Raw genomic sequence first — 19,034 nt, 5'->3', positions numbered from 1 at the left:
GAACTGCCCTCTCACTGCGGGTGCCCTCCCGGTGCGGGTGCGCTAGATGAGGCCCTGGGCGAGCATGGCGTCGGCCACCTTCACGAAGCCGCCGATGTTCGCGCCGAGCACGTAGTTGCCCGGGTCGCCGTATTCCTCGGCGGTCGCGGCGCACCGGTCGTGGATCCCCACCATGATCTCCGTCAACCGGTCCTCGGTGTGCGCGAACGACCAGGAATCACGGCTGGCGTTCTGCTGCATTTCCAGCGCGGAGGTGGCCACCCCGCCGGCGTTGGCGGCCTTGCCGGGGCCGAACAGGGTCCCGGCCTGCTGGAAGACGGCGACGGCCTCCCGGGTCGAAGGCATGTTGGCGCCTTCCGCCACCGCGATCAGCCCGTTGCGGACGAGCCGTGCGGCGGCCTCCCCGTCGAGTTCGTTCTGCGTTGCGCACGGCAGGGCCACGGTGGCGTCCAGATCCCAGACCGAGCCGCCGTCGACGTAGTCGACGGCGGAGCGGCGCGCCGCGTACTCCTTGAGCCGCCCGCGTTCGACCTCCTTGATCTGGCGCAGCAGCTCGACGTCGATGCCCGCCTCGTCCACGACGTAGCCGGAGGAGTCGGAGCAGGCGACGACGGTGGCGCCGAGGGACTGGGCCTTGGCGATCGCGTTGATGGCCACGTTGCCGGAACCCGACACGACGACGCGCTGGCCGTCGAAGGACTGGCCGCGGGCCTTCAGCATTTCTGCGGCGAAGATGACGGTGCCGTAGCCGGTGGCCTCGGGCCGGACCAGGGAACCGCCCCAGGAGATGCCCTTCCCGGTAAGGACGCCGGATTCGTAGCGGTTGGTGATCCGTTTGTACTGGCCGAATAGGAACCCGATTTCACGGCCGCCGACGCCGATGTCCCCGGCCGGGACGTCCGTGTACTCGCCGATGTGGCGGTACAGCTCGGTCATGAAGGACTGGCAGAAGCGCATGATCTCGGCGTCGGAGCGCCCGCGGGGGTCGAAATCGGAGCCGCCCTTGCCGCCGCCGATCGGCATGCCGGTCAAGGCATTCTTGAAGATCTGCTCGAAGCCCAGGAACTTCACGATGCCGAGGTTGACCGAGGGGTGGAACCGCAGGCCTCCCTTGAAGGGCCCGAGCGCCGAGTTGAACTCGACCCGGAAGCCGCGGTTGATCTGGACGCGGCCGGCGTCGTCTACCCAGGGGACCCGGAAGATGATCTGGCGTTCGGGTTCGCAGAGCCGCTCCAGGACGGCACCTTCGAGGAACTCCGGGTGGCGGTCGTGTACGGGACCGAGGCTTTCAAAAACCTCGGTCACTGCTTGGTGGAACTCCCCCTCGCCGGGGTTCCGTGCCAGTACCGTGTCCCGGATGACCTCAAGCCGTGCGTCCATTGCAACTCCTTACCCGGCGCCCGCCGTCGGGCGCTCACTCAAAGCAGTTCCATGGTTGCACCGCGCCGGCGCCGTTCACTATTCCGGGCCGGCCGGGGTCCGGTATGTGACACCGCCGGCGGGACCCGGGCGGAAACGGGGGCGGCCTATTTCTTGCGGCCGAATTTAGGCAGGTTGGCCAGCAGGTCGGCGGCGCGGGTTGCGGCGCGGCCCACCGTGCGGCCGATCTGCTGCGGGCGTCTATCCTCCCCGGCGGTGCCCACCGGGATCGCGACGGCAGGGCTGAGTGTGCTGCCCGCGGCGGCCTCGGGCAGCAGCGGGGCGGCCGGTTCGGCCGCCGTGACGGCGGCAGCGAGGGTTTCCGGAGCGGGGGCAGCGGATGCGGCGGCGATTCCGGCGGGGGCAGACCCCGGGGCCCCTCCCGCGGGACGGCCGACGTCGAACGTTTCCAGCCAGCTGGCGACGCCGGCCAGCGGCTTGGGGTTGAGGGCGTAGTACCGCTTCTGGCCCTGCGCCCGCATGCTGACAAGGTCCGCTTCGCGTAGGACCTTGAGGTGCTTGGAGATGGTGGGCTGGCTGGCCTCGAGTTCCTGGACCAGCTCCCCCACCGCTTTGTCCCCGTGCCGCAGGGACACCAGAATGTCGCGCCGGGTCGCCTCAGCAATGACGGCAAATACGTCGTCTGTCACCATGCCCTCCACACTAGCGACATATACGCCGAATGGCATCCACTATTTGGCCCCCCGGCAAGCGGCCCCGTCCGGTGCGTGGCGGGCCGGCTAGTCGAACCACGGATCGAGGCCGTGGAGGGGGAAAACTTCCTTGCGGGTGGCCATGACGGTGCGGTCCACCTCGTCGTTGGGATCGAAGCCCACTTCCCAGGAGCGCCACCAGAGGTCGACGTCGTCGCCCATCACCGCCGGCGGCTCCACCCCGAACTTGGCGCCGTATTTGTCCCGCACGTATGTGCGCCAGTCTTCCGGGACCGGGGTCCGCAGCGGCACCGGCCGGCCCGCCGCGATGGCGATGAGATGGCTCCAGGCGCGCGGGACCACCGTGACCACGTTGTAGCCGCCGCCGCCGGTGGAGATCCACCGGTTTTCGCAGAAACGGGCCGCCAGGTTGCCGATCGCGGTGGCGGCTTCGCGTTGCCCGTCGACGCTGATGTTGAGGTGGGTGAGCGGATCCAGCCGGTGCGAGTCGCAGCCGTGCTGGCTGACGATCACCTCCGGTTCGAACGCCGCCACGAGCTGTGGCACCACCGCGTGGAAGGCCCGGAGCCACCCGGCGTCGCCGGTCCCGGCCGGAAGGGCCACGTTCACGGCGCTGCCCAGCGCGTTCGGTCCGCCGATCTCATTGGCGAAGCCGGTCCCCGGAAACAGGGTCAGCCCCGTCTCGTGCAGCGAGATCGTCAGGACCCGCGGGTCGTCCCAGAAGATCCCCTGCGTCCCGTCGCCGTGGTGTGCGTCGATGTCAACATACGCCACCCGCTGGACCCCGCCGTCGAGCAGCCGCTGTATCGCGAGGGCAGCGTCGTTGTAGATGCAGAAGCCACTGGCCCGCTCGCGCGCCGCGTGGTGCATTCCGCCGCCGAAGTTCACCGCACGGACGGCGCTGCCGTCCAGCACCGCCTCTGCCGCCAACAGCGAGCCGCCCGCCAGCCGGGCGCTGGCCTCATGCATCCCGGCGAAGGCGGGGTCGTCCTCTGTGCCGAGGCCGCGCTTCAGGTCCGGTGTGTCCGGGTCCGCGCTGACGCGGCGGACGGCGGCGACATAGTCGGCACTGTGGACGGTGCCGAGTTCGGCGTCGGTCGCCACCCGGGGCGCGGCCACGTTCACGTGCTCCAGCTCCAGCAGGCCCAGGCTGCCGGCCAGCCGGACGGTCAGTTCCATCCGTTCCGGGGCCATGGGGTGGCTGTGCCCAAAGTTGTACGCCGTCATGGCGGAGTCCCACACCACCGTCGTTGGCAGGGCGGGCTGGGCGAGTCCGGGCAGGAAGGTCATCACTGACAGGCTACCGGAGCACGTGGCGCCGATCCCCGTCGTTGCGCGGAATATAGTGGTTTACTACTGAAGGAAGCCGTTTCGACCGAGGACAAACCCCACATGACGCAACGCCAGTCGAGGTCTCCGGGCGCGGCCCACTGGCATCCCGGCCAGCCGGAGCGCGAGGGGCTGTGGGTTTTCACCCGGCTCCGCGACGTCGTCGACGACATCGCCAACACCTCTCCGGCGCGGCTGGCGATCTCCGCCTTCGCCGTCGTGGTCCTGGTTTTCACCACGCTGCTGTCCCTGCCGGTGTCCTCCGCTGCGGGGCAGGCGACGCCGCTGCACCAGGCCCTCTTCACGGCGGTGTCCGCGGTGTGCGTGACCGGCCTGACGGTGGTTTCGACGGCGGTGCACTGGTCCTTCTTCGGCCAGCTCGTGATCCTGGTCGGAATTTTCGTCGGCGGTCTCGGCACCCTGACCCTCGCCTCGCTGCTGGCCCTGATGGTCAGCAAGAAGCTCGGCGTCCGCGGCAAGCTGATCGCCCAGGAGGCCATGAACAACGCCGGCCGCCTCGGCGAGGTGGGCACGCTGCTGCGGATCGTCATCGTCACCTCCGTGGTGATTGAAGCGGCCCTGGCCGTGGCCATGATTCCGCGCTTCCTGGCGCTGGGCGAGAGCCCCGGACAGTCCATCTGGCACGGCGTCTTCTATGCCATCTCCGCGTTCAACAACGCCGGCTTCACGCCGCACTCGGACGGCATCGTGCCCTACGAGACAGACCTGTGGATCCTGGTGCCGCTGATGATCGGCGTCTTCCTGGGCAGCCTCGGCTTCCCGGTGGTCATGGTGCTGCAGCAGAACGGGCTGAACTGGAGGAAGTGGAACCTCCACACCAAACTGACCATCCAGGTCTCGCTCATCCTGCTCGCGGCGGGCACCGTGCTCTGGGGGGTGATGGAGTGGGAAAACCAACGCACGATCGGCGGCATGAACCTGGCCGACAAGATCACGCACTCGCTCTTCGCCTCGGTGATGACGCGCTCGGGCGGGTTTAACCTGGTGGACCAGAACCAGATGGACTCGACCACCATGCTGCTCACCGATGCGCTGATGTTCGCCGGCGGCGGGTCGGCCTCCACAGCGGGCGGCATCAAGGTCACGACGATCGCGGTGATGTTCCTCGCGATCGTCGCCGAGGCGCGGGGCGACGCCGACGTGAAAATCTACGGACGCACCATCCCCGAGGGAACCATGCGGGTGGCCATCTCGGTCATCGTCGCCGGCGCCACGCTGGTTGCGGTCTCCGCCCTGCTGCTCCTGCAGATCAGCGGCGCCTCCCTGGACCGGGTACTGTTCGAAACGATTTCGGCCTTCGCCACGGTGGGCCTGAGCACCAACCTCAGTGCCGAGCTGCCACCTGCCGGGGTCTACGTCCTGACCGCCCTGATGTTCGCCGGCCGCGTCGGCACCGTCACCCTCGCCGCTGGCCTGGCCCTCCGCCAGCGCAGCCAGCTGTATCACTACCCGGAAGAGAGACCGATCATTGGCTAGTTCCTCAGGCGCCGTCAACCGCCCCGCCCACAACGCGCCCGTCCTGGTGATCGGGCTGGGCCGCTTCGGCTCATCCACCGCCGAACAACTCGTCAAACAGGGCCGCGAGGTGCTGGCGATCGAGCGCGACCGGAACCTCGTCCAGAAGTGGGCCAGTGTGCTCACCCACGTGGTCGAGGCGGACGCGACGAACATCGATGCGCTGCGCCAGCTCGGCGCCCAGGAGTTCAGCTCCGCCGTCGTGGGTGTTGGCACCTCGATCGAGTCCTCCGTGCTGATCACGGTCAACCTGGTGGATCTCGGCATCGAGCACCTCTGGGTCAAGGCCATCACCCCCTCGCACGGAAAGATCCTGACCCGTATCGGCGCCAACCACGTGATCTACCCCGAGGCGGACGCGGGCGTCCGCGCGGCCCACCTCGTCTCGGGCCGGATGCTGGACTTCATCGAGTTCGACGACGACTTCGCGATCGTGAAAATGTACCCGCCGCGTGAAACCGTGGGCTTCACCCTGGACGAGTCGAAGGTGCGGTCCAAGTACGGCGTCACGATCGTGGGCGTGAAGTCCCCGGGCGAGGACTTCACCTACGCCCGGCCGGAAACCAAGGTCTCCGCGCGGGACATGCTCATTGTGTCCGGGCACGTGGACCTGCTGGAGCGATTCGCCGCCCGGCCCTAAATCAGTGGCCTGCGGTCAGTACCGCTCAGGCTCCCCCGGCCTTTGCCGCTTTCGCGGCGGCCTTGGCGGCCTGCTTGCTGGCCCGGACCTTCGCGAGTGATTCGGGATCCACGATGTCCGCCACGGACAGGAACGCGTCCGCCTGCCCGTAGTGGCCGGCGGCCTCACGCCAGCCGGCCGCCTCGAGTCCGCACTGCTTGCCCAGCAGGGCCAGGAAGATCTTGGCCTTCTGCTCTCCGAATCCCGGCAGCGCCTTGAGCCGGCGCAGCACCTCCGGCCCGTCGGGGTCCCCCTGCGTCCAGATCGCCGCGGCGTCGCCGTTCCACTCACTGTGCACGGTGGCCGCGAGGGCCTGGACGCGGGCGGCCATCGAGCCGGGGAACCGGTGCACGGCCGGGCGCTCCTTGAACAGCTCCTCGAAGGCCTGCGGATCGGCTGCGGCGATGGTCCCGGGATCCATCGAGCCGAGCCGCGTCCGGATTTTCTCCGGGCCGGCGAAGGCAGACTCCATGGTCACCTGCTGGTCAAGCAGCATGCCCGTCAGGAGGGCGAAGGCGTCGCCGCTGAGTAGTTTGTCCGCCGCGGGATCACCGGTGATATGCAGTTCCATGGGTCCTATCCTGCCATCCGGCCGGGGCCGCTAGCCAAGCTGTTTGGTGATCTCCGCGGCCCGTTCGGACGCCGCGCGGGCGCCGGCGGCGATGATCGCGGGCAGGCCGCGCTCGTCGAACGTGGCGATGGCCCGTTCCGTGGTGCCGTTCGGGCTGGTCACGGCTTTGCGGAGGGCGGCCGGATCGGCCCCGGGCTCGGCGAGCATGAGCCCGGCGCCGGCAACCGTCTCCCGCGCCAGCAGCAGGGAGAGGTCCGCGTCGAGCCCCAGTTCAACGCCCGCGGCGGCCATCGCTTCGGCCAGATAGAAGGCGTAGGCCGGGCCGGATCCGCTGATCGCGGACAGGGCGTCCACCTGCTCTTCGGGAATTTCGACAACGGTGCCGACGGCGGCGAAAATGTCCTTGGCCTGCTGCAGCTGCCCGGCGGAGCAGTGCTTGCCGGCGGAGACGGAGACGACGCCGCGGCCCAGTTTGGCTGGGGTGTTCGGCATGGAGCGGATCACCGGCTGCCCCTCCGGCAGCGCTGCCTCCAGCTGCTCCAGCGACACCGCCGCGGCGACGCTGACGACGATCGTGTCCGGGGCCAGGGCGCCGCTGATTTCCCGGGCCAGGTCCGCGATCCCTACCGGCTTCACGCCCAGGACCACGACGGCGGCGCCGGTGGCCGCCTGGGTATTGTTCTCGGGCTCTTCCTCCCCGGCGATGGCTGTGATGCCGTGATGCCGTTCGGCGAGCTCTGCCGCCCGCTCCGCCCTCCGGACCGTGGCCACGATGTCCGCGGGATCTGCCCCGCCGGCGATCATGCCGCCCATGATTGCCTCGTTCATTGATCCACAGCCCAGGAATGCGATTCGGTTGCTCATGTGCCCATCATTGCAGGGAGCCCCGATTCACAGCCAGCTCACATCCTCAGCGCAGCTTCCTCCCAAAGTCGGGGATTAGCGTAGGTACTACCTCATTGAGGGTGCGAGTGATGATAGGCAGTCATGCGGATGTCTGCCCGGCACCGGTGGTACGCAGCGGGTTTCCCCCATTTTCCCGCTCCGGGCCGCCGGTGCTTCGCTTTAAGCCGCCAGCCTTCGCGGGGAGGGCGCCCGACCACACTGGCCAGCGTCAGCCGGCGTCGGACGCCGTAGTTTCCTGGAGTTCGGGTGACTGGGGCCCAGCCGCGAGGCTGACGTGCGGGGCCGGCTGCAGGGGACCTTCGAAGACCAGCTGGTCGAGCCGGCGCAGGATCAGCCCCTCCCGCAGCGCCCACGGGCAGATCTCAAGGCTGGGGAATTCGAAGAGTTCCAGCGCCGCCTCCGCCACCAGCGCCCCGGCGAGCAGCTGCGGGGCCCGCGCTTCGGAGACGCCGGGCAGGTGCAGCCTGTCCTCTACTTCCATGGCGGAGATCCGCTGCGCCCAGAGGCCCAGGTCCGCCGCGAACAGCTCGCGCCTGACGTACGGGCCCGCGCCACTCGGCGCCGCCCCGGCGATGCGGGCCAGCGAGCGGAAGGTCTTGGAAGTACCGGCCACCAGGTTCGCCCGGCCCAGCTTGTCGAAGTTGCGGACCGCGGGCTTGAGCGTGGCGCGGATATAGCGGCGCAGTTCCTTCACGCTCTTGGCCGACGGCGGATCGTCCTGCAGCCAGTCCCGGGTGAGGCGGCTGGCCCCCAGCGGGACGGACATCGCGAGTTCGGGCAGTTCATCCCCGCCATAGGCCATCTCAAAGGATCCGCCGCCGATATCCAGGTCCAGGATCGGTCCGGCGCCCCAGCCGTACCAGCGGCGCACGGCGAAGAACGTCATCGAGGCCTCTTCGCTGCCGGTCAGTTCCCGCAGCGTCACGGTGGTCTCGTGCTCGACGCGCGCCAGGACGGCGGGCCCGTTGGTGGCCTCGCGGATTGCGGAGGTGCAAAACGCCAATAGGTCCTCGGCCTTGTGCCGGGCGGCGAATTCCCAGGCCTCCAGCACGAACTCGATCAGCTCGTGCTGGCCGGCGTCGTTGATGTTCCCGTCGGCGTCAAGGAACTGCACGAGCGACAGCGGCCGCTTGTGCGAGGCGAACGGGACCGGGCGCGCGCCGGGGTGGGCGTCCACCAGAAGCAGGTGGACAGTGTTGGACCCGATATCGAGGACGCCTAGCCGCATGGTGCCATTATTCTCCTCCGGCCCGCAGTGCCCTAACCGGGCACCCGGGCCGTGTCCGCCGGCTCAGGCCTGCTGGCCGTCCGCGCCCGCGGCGGGGTCCTCGTCGGAGGGCTTGAAGTCGCGGCGGATGTTCGCCACGCCCTCGGGGTCGATTTCGAACCCGTAGACCGCGCCCGGGTTGATCACCATGCCAAGTTCATCACCGAGGTTGCTGATGATGGCCGCGCCCTGGGTGCCCAGGACGTTCGGGGCGGCGTCGAGGTACTGCTCCGTGACCCGGCTCGGGTGGGAGAACACGGCCAGCACCGGCTTGCCGGCGGCGTTGGCCAGCACGAGCGGTTCGACCTGGGAGTCGGGCCCGTCGATCGTGTCGGAGCTGACGATGTAGACCTCGTTGTTGAGGAAGGACAGGATGACGTCCACCGGGTTCGCGTCCGGCTGCTCCCCCTTGGCGAGCTTCTCTTCGAGGTCGTTGAGCGGCTGGAGATCCATGGGTGCTGGCTGTTCAGTCATGGTCCCACTCGATCACGTTGCGCCCCGCTCCGCAATTCCTCACCGCCGCCGGACCGACCGCCTACTTCTTGGCCGCGGCCTTGCGGGCCGGTGCCTTACGGGCAGGGGCCTTGCGCTTGACCGGCCCCTTGGCACGTTTCTCGGCGAGCAGTTCCACCGCCTGTTCCCGGGTCAGCTCCTCGATCGCGGTGCTGCGCGGAACGGTGATGTTGGTGATTCCGTCGGTGATGTAGGGGCCGAACCGGCCTTCCTTGACCACGATGTTTTTCTCCGAGACCGGGTCCGGGCCGAACTCCGCCAGCGGCGGCACAGCGGCGCGGGCGCCACGCTGCTTGGGCTGGGAGTAGATCTCCAGCGCCTGTTCGAGCGTGATCGTGAAGATTTCCTCCTCCGAGCCGATCGAGCGCGAATCCGTGCCCTTCTTCAGGTACGGGCCGAAGCGGCCGTTCTGCACCGTGATCGGGTTGCCCTCGGCATCCTGGCCCAGCACCCGGGGCAGGCTCATCAGCTGCAGCGCCTCGTCCAGGGTGATGGTGTCCACGCTCATCGAAGCGAACAGCGACCCGGTGCGCGGCTTGGCCTTGACCGGTTTCTTCGGCGGCTTGGGCTTGCCGTTCTTGTAGTACTCGACCGGCAGGCTGGCCAGCTGCTCCTCGGTCATTTCCGGGATGATCTCGGTGACGTACGCGCCGTAGCGGCCGTTCTTCGCCACGACCGTGTGCCCGGTGTGCGGGTCGGTGCCGAGCACGCGTTCCTCCGGGGCGGCGGTCTCCATCAGCTCGAGCGCCTTGGCGGCGGTGAGCTCGTCCGGGGCGAGGTCCTCGGGCACATTCGCGCGCGCCGACTCGACCACTTCGCCGGTCTTCGGATCCACCGTGGGGACCGAGCTTTCCAGGTAGGGGCCGAACTTGCCCACCCGCAGGGTGATGCCGTCGGTGATCGGGATGGAGTTGATTTCGCGGGCGTCGATCTCGCCGAGGTTGTTGACGATGCTCAGCAGGCCGGGCTCGGAGTCGGCACCGAAGTAGAAGTGCTTCAGCCAGGCGGGCCCGGCTTCCTGGCCGTTGGCGATCTTGTCCAGATCCGCTTCCATGTCGGCCGTGAAGTCGTAGTCCACGTAGTCGTGGAAGTGCTGTTCGAGCAGGCGGATCACGGAGAAGGCGATCCAGCTTGGAACCAGCGCGGAACCCTGCTTCCGGACGTAGCCGCGGTCCTGGATGGTGGAGATCGTGGAGGCGTAGGTGGACGGACGGCCGATGCCGCGCTTTTCCAGTTCCGCGGTCAGCGACGCTTCGGTGTAGCGCGGCGGCGGGGAGGTTTCGTGCCCGACGGCGACGATCTCGGAGGCGGTCAGCGCGTCGTCCTTGGCCACGTTGGGCAGCCGGCGTGCTTCCTCGGACTCCTCGTCGCCGCGGCTCTCGTCCTTGCCCTCCTCGTAGGCTGCGAGGAAGCCGGGGAAAGTGATGACGGTGCCGGAGGCGGAGAACTCGGCGTCCCGGCCGGCGGCGGCGCCGCCGACGGTGACCGCGCCGAGGCGGATGGTGGCGGTGGAGCCCTTGGCGTCGGCCATCTGGGAGGCGACGGTGCGCTTCCAGATCAGCTCGTAGAGGCGGAACTCGTCACCGGAGAGCTGCTTGGCGACCTGAGCCGGGGTGCGGAAGGAGTCGCCGGCGGGACGGATGGCTTCGTGGGCCTCCTGCGCGTTGGCTGCCTTGCCGCTGTAGACGCGCGGCGACGCCGGAACGTACTCGGGCCCGTAGAGCTCGGAGGCCTGGCGCCGCGCGGCCGTGATGGCCTCGTTGCTCAACGCATTCGAGTCCGTACGCATATAGGTGATGTAGCCGTTTTCGTAGAGCCGCTGGGCCACCTGCATGGTGCTCTTGGAGGAGAAGCGCAGTTTGCGGCCGGCCTCCTGCTGCAGCGTGGAGGTGGTGAACGGCGCCGCGGGACGGCGGGTGTACGGCTTGGTGTCGACGGAGCGGACGCGGAACTCCGCGTCCTGCAGGCCGGCGGCAAGGGCCCCGGCGAGTTCTTCATCCAGGTGCACCACGCCGCGGGAGGTGAGTTCGCCGTCGTCGTTGAAGTCCCGGCCGCTGGCGACCTTGGAGCCGTCGACGGACGCCAGCTTCGCCTTGAAGGAACCGGATTCCGCGCCGAACTGCCCGGTCAGGTCCCAGTAGGAGGCGGCCTTGAAGGCCATGCGTTCGCGTTCCCGGTCCACCACCATGCGGGTCACGACGGACTGCACCCGGCCGGCGGAGAGGCCGCGCGCCACCTTGCGCCAGAGCACCGGGGAGATTTCGTAGCCGTAGAGCCGGTCCAGCACGCGCCGGGTTTCCTGGGCGTCCACCAGGTCCTGGTCCACGTCGCGCAGGTTGTCCATGGCGCGGTGGATGGCTTCCTTGGTGATTTCGCCGAAGGTCATCCGGTACACCGGAACCTTGGGCTTGAGGACCTCCAGCAGGTGCCACGCGATGGCTTCGCCCTCGCGGTCCCCATCGGTTGCGAGGTAGAGCGCGTCGGCGCCCTTGAGCTGGGCCTTGAGTTCGGCGACCTTTTTCTTCTTGTCCGGGGACACCACGTAGTAGGGCTTGAAGTCGTGCTCGACGTCGACGGCGAACTTGCCCAGCGGCGTTTTCTTCAGTTCCGCAGGGAGCTCCGAGGGCTGCGGAAGGTCGCGGATGTGACCGATGGAGGCCTCAACGATGAAGCCCTCGCCCAGGTACTTGGCGATGGTCTTGCTCTTGGCCGGAGACTCGACGATCACGAGTTTCTTGCCGGTGGGGGCCTTGCTTGGCACGGTGCTCCTACAGAAAATGGTGGCTCGGGCAGATGCGCCCATACCCGCCTAGTTCACCATATTTTGCCGATTCCTGCGCATCCGGACCCGTGCCCGCCCCTTTACGGCGGCCGCTCCGAAGGCCGCGGGCGAGGAACGGCAACGCCTCGGCTGGTTCCGGCGGGCCGTGGGGACAGCGGAGCCGAAACCGTTGCGGCGCGGGGGCCAGGGTGGTTGTCTGGGGGCATGAGCGATCAGGAAGCACCACAGCCAAGCGACGTTCCTGCCGACGAGCACCTGCGGGACGACGTCTCCTCCGCCGCTGACCCGGAACCGGACGCAGCCCGGCAGGGCAGTTTCACGCCCGGGCAGACCAACGCCGGACAACAGGTAGGCGGACTGGCATCGGCGGCCGACTACGGCAAGGACCAGGATCCGGATTCCCGGGGCGATACCAACAATCCTGTGTAAGCAGCGTCCCGACGGCGGGCAGGACCCCGGCGCCGCAGGTCCGCGGGCGTCCGCCCGCTTGGGCCTACCCTCGGCGAGACACCAGCGCATGGCTTCCGCATACCGGCCCGCGACGCTCCACTCTGGCCGGGATATCTCTTCGAAGATATAGTAAGCACGCTGACGATTATTCAAAAGGCCCGACGAAGCCCTCCCCGGGCGTCCCGAGCCCGTAGCCTCCAGTTGCTTGCCAAGGAGAAATCGATGCGACGCTTTCGAAGTTCCGTGCTCACAGCGCTGGCCCTCTGCGCAGCCCTCGTCCTGCCGGTCGGGGCCGCCACGGCGGGCGACCCTTCCCCGACGTACCTGAATTCCAGTACCACAGCCCCCAACCCGACCGGTTCGCCGTCCACCCCCGGCCCGGTGGACCCCGGAACCGGCGAAACTCCCGCAGCGAAGGAAACCCGCGTTGACTACGCGCCGTACTACATCGCCGCCGTCGTGATCCTTGCCCTGGCAGCGGCAGCCCTGACCTGGCGGCGCGCCAGGGGCGGCCCGTCGTCGAGGAACCTCCGCCGTGCGGACCAGGACTCCAGCGGAAAGGGCCCGGATGATCGCCGTTCTGATCATTGACATGCAGAACGCGTTCTTCGAGGACCCGGCGCTCCAAAGCCAGAGAGAGGCGGTTGCCGCCGCCTGCAACCGCCTGATCGCGGCGGCCAGGGACTCCGGGGCGAACGTCCTGCTGGTCAAGACCGAACACGAGAAGGATAAATCCACCTGGACCCTGAACATGCTGGATGACGACCAGGGCTTCATCTTCCGCGGGACACAGCAGGCGGAGTTTGTTCCCGGCCTGACGACGGAGTCACTGCCGCAACTGGTCAAAACCCGGGACAGTGCCTTCCTCGGCACGGACCTGGCTTGGCGGCTGCGGAACTGGGACGTCGAGACGCTCGTGCTCGCCGGCATCTCCACGCACAACTGCATCGTCCAGACCGCGGCGGACGCCTTCGCCCACAACATCCGGGTCGTCTATGCCGACGAGGCCACCGCCTCCGAAAATGCCGAAGCTTCGGCCGCAGCCCAGGAGATCCTTTGCCGCGAGTACCGCCAGCGGGTTCTGGAACTCCCTGCGATTGAACAGCTGCTGAAGGCACAGGCCAAGTCCCGGACGTGAGGCAGGGACGCTCCGCCGAGCCAGCGCGGACGCCGCCCTGCGACCCCTGTACGCACCGTCCGGATGCTGATAAAGCTTGACCCGGGCAACTGTTTGTTTTCCGCGGCCCCGCCCGCGGAAGGAAAGAGGAGGACAACCATGGTCGACCGCATCGCCCAGATCTGGGGCACCAGAACCCCGTACCCGAGGGACGGGCTGTGGCCGGTCCGGGTTGACCAGGCCCTCGGCGAAGGCGTCTCCGCGGACGACGTCGACCGCTGGGTGCAGTCCGCCTGCGTCCTCTGCAGCAACGGCTGCGCGTGCGACATCGCGGTCAAGGACGGCGCGATGGTCGGCATCCGGGGCCGGGCCGGGGACCTGGTGAACCACGGCCGGCTGGGTCCGAAGGGACTGTTCGCCAGCTGGCAGGGCGTTTCCCACAAGGACCGGCTGCAGCGTCCGATGATCCGGGAAAACGGCCGCCTGGTCGAATGCGACTGGGACACTGCGATGAACCGGATCACCGAGCGGAGCCGGCAGCTGCTGAGGGACCGCGGGCCGCTCAGCCACGGCTTCTACACCAGCGGCCAGCTCTTCCTGGAGGAGTACTACGCCCTGGCCGTGATCGGTAAAGCGGGCATCGGCACGCCGCACATGGACGGCAATACGCGCCTGTGCACCGCGACCGCGGCGGCGGCGCTCAAGGAGACTTTCGGCGCCGACGGCCAGCCGGGGTCCTACACGGACATCGACAGCTGTGACGCGATTTTCCTCTACGGCCACAACATGGCCGAGACCCAGACCGTGCTGTGGTCGCGGGTGCTGGACCGCATCGCCGGCCCCGACCGGCCCAAGGTGGTCTGCATCGACCCGCGCGACACTGAAGTGGCCCGCCACGCGGATGTGCACCTCGCCGTCCGTCCGGGCACCAACCTGGCGCTCATGAACGCCCTCGTCCACGAGATCCTGGCCCACGGCTGGGTGGACGAGGCCTACATCCAGGCCCACACGGTGGGCTTCGAACAGCTCAAGGCCACCGTAGAGCCCTGGAACGCGGAGGCCGCCGCAGCAATCTGCGACGTCCCCGCCGCGGATATCCGGAAAGCCGCCCGCATCTTCGGAACCTCCGGCCGGGTCCTCTCAACCGTGCTGCAGGGGTTCTACCAATCGGCGCAGGCCACCGCTTCCTCCTGCCAGGTCAACAACCTGCACCTGCTCCGCGGCCTGCTCGGACGGCCCGGGTGCGGAATCCTGCAGATGAACGGACAGCCGACCGCGCAAAACAACCGCGAATGCGGGGCGGACGGCGATCTTCCCGGCTTCCGGAACTGGGAAAACCCCGGCCACGTCCAGGAACTCGCCGACCTCTGGGACATCGACCCGCTGACCATCCCGCACTGGGCCCCGCCGACACACGCGATGCAGATCTTCCGCTACGCCGAACAGGGCTCCATCGAATTCCTCTGGATTTCCGCCACCAACCCTGCAGTGTCAATGCCCCAGCTGCCGAGGATCCGCGAGATCCTGGCCAAGCCCGAGCTCTTTGTGGTCGTGCAGGACCTGTACCTGACCGAGACCGCGCAGGCCGCCGACGTCGTCCTGCCCGCAGCCGGCTGGGGCGAGAAGACCGGCACCTTCACCAACGTCAACCGGACCGTCCACCTCTCGGACAAGGCCGTGGAGCCGCCCGGCGAAGCGCGCAGCGACCTGGACATCTTCCTCGACTACTCACGCAGGATGGGTTTCACCACCCGGCAGGGCGAGCCCCTGCTGGCCTGGGAGGGCCCCGAGGATGCCTTCAACGCGTGGCGTGAGTGCACCCGCGGACGGCCCTGCGACTACACCGGCATCAGCTACGAGCGGCTTCGGGGCGGCAGCGGCATCCCGTGGCCGTGCAACGAGGAGAACCCCGACGGACGCGACCGGCTGTACACGGACGGCATCTTTCCGACCGACCCGGACTACTGCGAGAGCTACGGGCACGATCTGTTGACCGGAGCGACGGTGGGCCCCGAGGCCTTCCGGGCCACGGTCCCGGCCGGCCGCGCCGTCCTGAAGACGGCGGACTATCATCCGCCGCACGAGGAACCCGACGGCGAGTACCCGCTGCGGTACACCACCGGCCGCACGGCCTACCACTTCCACACCCGGACCAAGACGGGCCGCTCCCGGCAGCTCACCCAGGCCGCACCGCGCGCCTGGGTGGAACTGGGCGCGGACGACGCCGGGCGGCTGGGCATCGGGGAGGGCGACCTGGTCCGGGTGGAGTCGCGGCGCGGCAGGATCGAAGTCCCCGCCCGCATCAGCGACATCCGCGCCGGGACCGTGTTCGCGCCCTTCCACTACGGCTACTGGGATTCCGACGGTACGCCGGGTGAGCATCCGACGGCCGCCAATGAACTCACGCTCACCGAATGGGACCCGGTCTCCAAGCAGCCCGTCTTCAAGAACGCGGCCGTCCGGGTGGAGAAAATCGGTGATGCGGAGGGGCCCGCGCCGGCACCGACAACGACGGCGTCGCGCCCGTCCGCTGCGGCCGAAAACCAGGGCACCCGGCGGCCGCGGCCGACGACCGGGGGCGGTGAAGCCGACGCCACCGAAGACGTCGCTGCCACCCCGCCGCCCCGCTTTCCGGACGCGGTCAGGCCCGGCCCGGGCAGCGACCGCCCCGGCGGCGTCAGCGCCGGCAGCAACAGCGCAGGCAGCGACCAGGAGGCACGGCCATGAACCTGAACATTTACCTGGGCATGCTGCACCAGGCCGAGAAGACGCTGGCCGAATCCTTCCGACAGGTCGCGGCCGGCCACGGCGACGAGCCCGACGTGCACTTCCTGTGCCACACCCTGGCCCAGCAGTGCGAGGAGCACAGCCGCCTTTTGCACCCGATCGTCGAGCGCTACGGGGAGGACCCTTCGGATGCCGAGCCGGAGCGCCTCCACGCCGAGGGGCTGTCCAGCACGAGGCAGGGTCCTGTGGGGCTATTGCGGGACCTGCAGGACCTGTACCTGCTGGCCAGCCTGGTGGACGTCACCTGGACCATGGTCAAGCAGGCCGGATCGGCGCTCCGGGACCGGGAGCTGCTGGAGGTCGTTGAGCGGTGCGACGGCGAGACGTCGGTGCAGCTGCGCTGGCTGCAGACCCGCATGAAGCAGGCGGCCCCGCAGGCCCTGATCGCGGCGCGCTAGGTTGCCCTCAGCGGACCCCGCCCGCCTGATGCGTTCCGGACGCTAGGGTCCCCACACCGAACCGGTGTAGGCGCAGACCAGATAATCCGCCGCGGCGGGTCCCTTGATGCGCAGCCGGGTCCGTCCGGGAACAATCTTCTTCTTCCGCATGGCGGCCCAGAAGACGCTTTCCGCTGCCGGTTGCCGGCGGGCCAGGAAGCACCAACTGGTGTAGACGCCGTAGAGGCAGTCTCGGTCGATGCTCGGGTCCAAAGCCGCCGTGGGCGAGGTGGCGTCGTGAAGGAATTGGGTGAACTGCGAAGTAGCCATGGTCGGCTCATTTCCGCTGGGTGCATGGGTACCGCCGAGGGCTACAGCGGTGGCCTGTGGTCGTTCTGCACGGGAGCGCCGGGCCGGTGAGGGTAGAGATTCCGCGGATTCTCTGTCATCGATCCGCGCACTGCCCTGCCTGTCCGACGCTACGCCCCGCCGTCCGGAGAAACAAGGCCGGCCGCTGTCAGACCCCCTCGGAGGGCCCGGCGTCCGCGGCGCGCGCAATCCGTGCCCGCTGCCGCTCGATTTCCTTCTCGCCTTCATTTTCGGCGTCGTAGAGCTTGGCGTTGCTGACCTTGAGCTCCAGCATCAGCGCATCCAGCTTCAGGTGAAGGGCTGCGGTATCCCTGTTTTGGGTGTTCTGGATGATGAAGACCATGAGGAAGGTCACGATGGTGGTGCCGGTATTGATAACCAGCTGCCAGGTGTCCGAGAACGCCAGCAACGGGCCGGTGAGCGCCCACGCCACCAGGACGGCGACGGCGGCACTGAAGACCCAGGCGTGGCCCAGGACGCGGGCGGTGGCTGTGGTGAATCGGGTGAACACGTCGGGCTGTTCGTTCCCCTGTGGTTGAGCCATGGTCGGTACGCTTTCCCTCAAGAATCCAGGGCCGTCTGGACGGACCACGGGAAGCAAGCCCCGCGGTCCGTCCAGTTTGGCACCGAATCAGGGATCCGGCTGCGGCCCCTAGGAACCGGCCTGATCGAAGGCGCGCTTAGCTGCGGCCTGGGCATCGGCCAGCGCCTTGTCCGGCGCCTTCGTGCCGAGCAGGGCCGAGGCAATGGCGTTGTTGAGTTCGGTCTTGATGGTCTGTCCGGCGGGCGAGGCACCGAGGGACTTGCCGGTCGGCAGAACGTCGTAGTAGGTGCTGATCGTCTCGTCGAACCCCGCGTTACCGCTGGGCTTGACGAACTTGTCCCGGATCAACTTGTCCGCAGACGGCGAGCCGGTAAAGAGGCCGGTGTTAATGCCGCCGGGCGTGGATGCGATTTTCTGCGAGCGGGCCTCGCCCGCAGCGGCCCACGCATCGTCGGTGACCAGTGAGGTCATCCAGGCGCAGGCAGCGTCGGGGTTCTTGGCGCCCGTGGGGATGACGAAGGAGGTACCGCCGGCTACGGTGAAGGGCTTCCCCTCCTTGTCCTTGAACGGCACGGCCGATATCTTCAGCGATTCCGAGTAGGGGGCGAGGACGTTGACGTACCACTGGGCGTCGACCTGGGCGCCGACCTGCTTCTTGACGAACTGGTTGTCCTTGCCAAAGGTGTCGAATGAATCGCTGAAGCTCTTGGCTTTCGCGTAACCGCCCTGCGCGTCGTAGAGCTGCTTGAGGAAGGACAACGCCCCGATGTTCGCCGGGTCGTCGAGCGCTGGCGCCCCCTTGTCATCCATCAGCCGCCCGCCCTGGCCAAGGATCCAGAGTTCGGCCTGGCCACCGGCGACCGGGTCGAAGCCGAGCGTCGCCGGGTTGCCGCCGCTGGCTTTGTAGGCCTTGCCGACGGCACCCAGCAGCTTGGTGTGGTCGGAGGTGTCGATGTCCTCGGCGGAAACGCCTGCGGGCTGCAGAACGCTTTGATTGAGGATGATGGCCGCGGGCTGGTAGAACTGCGGGACGGCCCAGACCTTGTCCTGGTAGGTGACCTGCTGCGTGACGGCCGGGTAGAACTGCTTGCCCGGGTCCATGCCGTGCGCCTTGAAGCATCCGTCCAGGGGCTTGATGAGGCCCTGGGCGGCATACGTGGCGACGAAGGTCCGGTCCATCTGGACCACGTCCGGCACCCCACCGCTGGCCGCCCGGGTGGTGAACTTCTGCGCGTCGAACGGCGTCTGGTCCATGGTGATCTTGACGCCGGAGAGCTGGGACTCCGCGTACTTCATCCGGGCCTTGCCGACGTCGTCCGCGTTATCGAAGGCCCAGGCGGTGAGCGCCCCGGATGCCTCCTTCTTGAAATCCGACGTCTCCGCGGCCGACTGGCCGCCGCCGCCACAGGCCGCAAGGCCCAGTGCTGCCGCGGCCAGAACCGCCAACCTCTTCGTTGGAACGCCCATCTGCATCCTCCTGCACTCGAACTTTATGTCGCCGCCAAGAAAGCCCTCGGCTAAACGATTCTTTACTGCCAGACTGTAAGTAAGCTTGCTAAATCGAAAACTAACGGAGTGGGACGAGGGGCGCAAGTGGCCAGCGGGGCGCGTCCTCCGCGACGGCGGCGGCCCCTGCAGCGATCGAAAGTGGGGGTGCCTTGAAAACAGAGCCGGCGGCCGATGCCGCACCGCGCAAGTCGGGCCGGAGCCAGCG

The 19,034-nt window shown here is 68.2% G+C and carries 18 protein-coding genes; 7 read left to right on the top strand and 11 right to left on the bottom strand.

Features of this window, described 5'->3' with window-relative positions:
* Window positions 1-42: 42 nt before the first annotated feature.
* The 3 genes from gdhA to ASG71_RS05105 form a co-directional block, all read right to left on the bottom strand.
* Complete coding sequence (gdhA, locus tag ASG71_RS05115) at window positions 43-1,380, bottom strand: NADP-specific glutamate dehydrogenase (RefSeq protein WP_056737620.1); 1,338 nt, start codon at window positions 1,378-1,380, stop codon at window positions 43-45.
* A gap of 146 nt (window positions 1,381-1,526) precedes the next feature.
* Window positions 1,527-2,072, bottom strand: coding sequence for an ArsR/SmtB family transcription factor (locus ASG71_RS05110; protein ID WP_056737619.1), 546 nt, complete (start codon window positions 2,070-2,072; stop codon window positions 1,527-1,529).
* A gap of 87 nt (window positions 2,073-2,159) precedes the next feature.
* Window positions 2,160-3,383 (bottom strand): acetoin utilization protein AcuC, encoded by a 1,224-nt coding sequence (locus ASG71_RS05105; protein WP_056737618.1) that lies wholly within the window; start codon window positions 3,381-3,383, stop codon window positions 2,160-2,162.
* Between the two features lie 102 nt (window positions 3,384-3,485).
* Between ASG71_RS05105 and ASG71_RS05100 the strand changes: the two genes are divergently transcribed.
* Both ASG71_RS05100 and ASG71_RS05095 read left to right on the top strand, forming a co-directional pair.
* Window positions 3,486-4,919, top strand: coding sequence for a TrkH family potassium uptake protein (locus ASG71_RS05100; protein ID WP_056737617.1), 1,434 nt, complete (start codon window positions 3,486-3,488; stop codon window positions 4,917-4,919).
* Complete coding sequence (locus ASG71_RS05095) at window positions 4,912-5,598, top strand: potassium channel family protein (RefSeq protein ID WP_056737616.1); 687 nt, start codon at window positions 4,912-4,914, stop codon at window positions 5,596-5,598. The genes ASG71_RS05100 and ASG71_RS05095 overlap by 8 nt, the downstream gene beginning before the upstream one ends.
* A gap of 25 nt (window positions 5,599-5,623) precedes the next feature.
* Here ASG71_RS05095 and ASG71_RS05090 read toward each other — a convergent pair whose 3' ends face one another.
* The 5 genes from ASG71_RS05090 to topA form a co-directional block, all read right to left on the bottom strand.
* Window positions 5,624-6,208, bottom strand: coding sequence for an HhH-GPD-type base excision DNA repair protein (locus ASG71_RS05090; protein WP_056737615.1), 585 nt, complete (start codon window positions 6,206-6,208; stop codon window positions 5,624-5,626).
* Window positions 6,209-6,238: 30 nt separating this feature from the next.
* Entirely contained in the window at window positions 6,239-7,072 is an 834-nt protein-coding gene (gene proC, locus ASG71_RS05085) for a pyrroline-5-carboxylate reductase (protein ID WP_056737614.1), read from the bottom strand.
* A 250-nt stretch (window positions 7,073-7,322) separates the two neighbouring features.
* Window positions 7,323-8,342, bottom strand: coding sequence for a Ppx/GppA phosphatase family protein (locus tag ASG71_RS05080; protein WP_056737613.1), 1,020 nt, complete (start codon window positions 8,340-8,342; stop codon window positions 7,323-7,325).
* 63 nt (window positions 8,343-8,405) lie between these two features.
* Entirely contained in the window at window positions 8,406-8,855 is a 450-nt protein-coding gene (locus tag ASG71_RS05075) for an SseB family protein (RefSeq protein ID WP_056737612.1), read from the bottom strand.
* Window positions 8,856-8,916: 61 nt separating this feature from the next.
* A complete protein-coding gene (gene topA / locus ASG71_RS05070) occupies window positions 8,917-11,655 on the bottom strand; it encodes a type I DNA topoisomerase (RefSeq protein ID WP_056737611.1) in 2,739 nt (912 codons plus the stop codon).
* Between the two features lie 225 nt (window positions 11,656-11,880).
* On the opposite strand from topA, the gene ASG71_RS05065 reads away from it, so the two are divergent.
* From ASG71_RS05065 to ASG71_RS05045, 5 genes are all read left to right on the top strand, one after another.
* Entirely contained in the window at window positions 11,881-12,105 is a 225-nt protein-coding gene (locus ASG71_RS05065; protein WP_056737610.1) for a hypothetical protein, read from the top strand.
* Window positions 12,106-12,348: 243 nt separating this feature from the next.
* Window positions 12,349-12,717 carry a hypothetical protein gene (locus tag ASG71_RS05060; protein WP_157366228.1) on the top strand — a complete coding sequence of 123 codons (369 nt, stop codon included), beginning with the start codon at window positions 12,349-12,351 and terminating at the stop codon, window positions 12,715-12,717.
* Window positions 12,695-13,264: a cysteine hydrolase family protein gene (locus ASG71_RS05055; RefSeq protein WP_056737608.1), complete on the top strand. Its 570-nt coding sequence runs from the start codon at window positions 12,695-12,697 to the stop codon at window positions 13,262-13,264. Before ASG71_RS05060 ends, ASG71_RS05055 begins: the two co-directional genes overlap by 23 nt.
* A 138-nt stretch (window positions 13,265-13,402) precedes the next feature.
* Window positions 13,403-15,970, top strand: coding sequence for a molybdopterin-dependent oxidoreductase (locus tag ASG71_RS05050; RefSeq protein WP_082574884.1), 2,568 nt, complete (start codon window positions 13,403-13,405; stop codon window positions 15,968-15,970).
* Window positions 15,967-16,428 (top strand): hypothetical protein, encoded by a 462-nt coding sequence (locus ASG71_RS05045; RefSeq protein WP_056737607.1) that lies wholly within the window; start codon window positions 15,967-15,969, stop codon window positions 16,426-16,428. Before ASG71_RS05050 ends, ASG71_RS05045 begins: the two co-directional genes overlap by 4 nt.
* A 42-nt stretch (window positions 16,429-16,470) precedes the next feature.
* Here ASG71_RS05045 and ASG71_RS05040 read toward each other — a convergent pair whose 3' ends face one another.
* From ASG71_RS05040 to ASG71_RS05030, 3 genes are all read right to left on the bottom strand, one after another.
* Entirely contained in the window at window positions 16,471-16,737 is a 267-nt protein-coding gene (locus ASG71_RS05040; protein WP_056737606.1) for a hypothetical protein, read from the bottom strand.
* 187 nt (window positions 16,738-16,924) lie between these two features.
* Window positions 16,925-17,320, bottom strand: a complete 396-nt coding sequence (locus tag ASG71_RS05035; RefSeq protein ID WP_056737605.1) for a low affinity iron permease family protein — start codon at window positions 17,318-17,320, stop codon at window positions 16,925-16,927.
* Between the two features lie 108 nt (window positions 17,321-17,428).
* Window positions 17,429-18,787: an ABC transporter substrate-binding protein gene (locus ASG71_RS05030; protein ID WP_056737604.1), complete on the bottom strand. Its 1,359-nt coding sequence runs from the start codon at window positions 18,785-18,787 to the stop codon at window positions 17,429-17,431.
* Between the last annotated feature and the right edge of the window lie 247 nt (window positions 18,788-19,034).

This window comes from Arthrobacter sp. Soil763 (genome assembly GCF_001428365.1).
GTDB lineage: Bacteria > Actinomycetota > Actinomycetes > Actinomycetales > Micrococcaceae > Arthrobacter.
This window is presented reverse-complemented; position numbering and strand designations above follow the sequence as displayed.

Bases quoted from the DNA above. Each gene is read 5' to 3' on its own strand.
- ASG71_RS05045 (WP_056737607.1), top strand. From the start codon at position 15,967: ATGAACCTGAACATTTACCTGGGCATGCTGCACCAGGCCGAGAAGACG.
- ASG71_RS05050 (WP_082574884.1), top strand. From the start codon at position 13,403: ATGGTCGACCGCATCGCCCAGATCTGGGGCACCAGAACCCCGTACCCG.
- ASG71_RS05110 (WP_056737619.1), bottom strand. From the start codon at position 2,072: ATGGTGACAGACGACGTATTTGCCGTCATTGCTGAGGCGACCCGGCGC.
- ASG71_RS05090 (WP_056737615.1), bottom strand. From the start codon at position 6,208: ATGGAACTGCATATCACCGGTGATCCCGCGGCGGACAAACTACTCAGC.
- gdhA (WP_056737620.1), bottom strand. From the start codon at position 1,380: ATGGACGCACGGCTTGAGGTCATCCGGGACACGGTACTGGCACGGAAC.
- ASG71_RS05055 (WP_056737608.1), top strand. From the start codon at position 12,695: ATGATCGCCGTTCTGATCATTGACATGCAGAACGCGTTCTTCGAGGAC.
- ASG71_RS05100 (WP_056737617.1), top strand. From the start codon at position 3,486: ATGACGCAACGCCAGTCGAGGTCTCCGGGCGCGGCCCACTGGCATCCC.
- ASG71_RS05040 (WP_056737606.1), bottom strand. From the start codon at position 16,737: ATGGCTACTTCGCAGTTCACCCAATTCCTTCACGACGCCACCTCGCCC.
- ASG71_RS05065 (WP_056737610.1), top strand. From the start codon at position 11,881: ATGAGCGATCAGGAAGCACCACAGCCAAGCGACGTTCCTGCCGACGAG.
- ASG71_RS05075 (WP_056737612.1), bottom strand. From the start codon at position 8,855: ATGACTGAACAGCCAGCACCCATGGATCTCCAGCCGCTCAACGACCTC.
- ASG71_RS05080 (WP_056737613.1), bottom strand. From the start codon at position 8,342: ATGCGGCTAGGCGTCCTCGATATCGGGTCCAACACTGTCCACCTGCTT.
- ASG71_RS05105 (WP_056737618.1), bottom strand. From the start codon at position 3,383: ATGACCTTCCTGCCCGGACTCGCCCAGCCCGCCCTGCCAACGACGGTG.
- proC (WP_056737614.1), bottom strand. From the start codon at position 7,072: ATGAGCAACCGAATCGCATTCCTGGGCTGTGGATCAATGAACGAGGCA.
- ASG71_RS05060 (WP_157366228.1), top strand. From the start codon at position 12,349: ATGCGACGCTTTCGAAGTTCCGTGCTCACAGCGCTGGCCCTCTGCGCA.
- ASG71_RS05030 (WP_056737604.1), bottom strand. From the start codon at position 18,787: ATGGGCGTTCCAACGAAGAGGTTGGCGGTTCTGGCCGCGGCAGCACTG.
- ASG71_RS05035 (WP_056737605.1), bottom strand. From the start codon at position 17,320: ATGGCTCAACCACAGGGGAACGAACAGCCCGACGTGTTCACCCGATTC.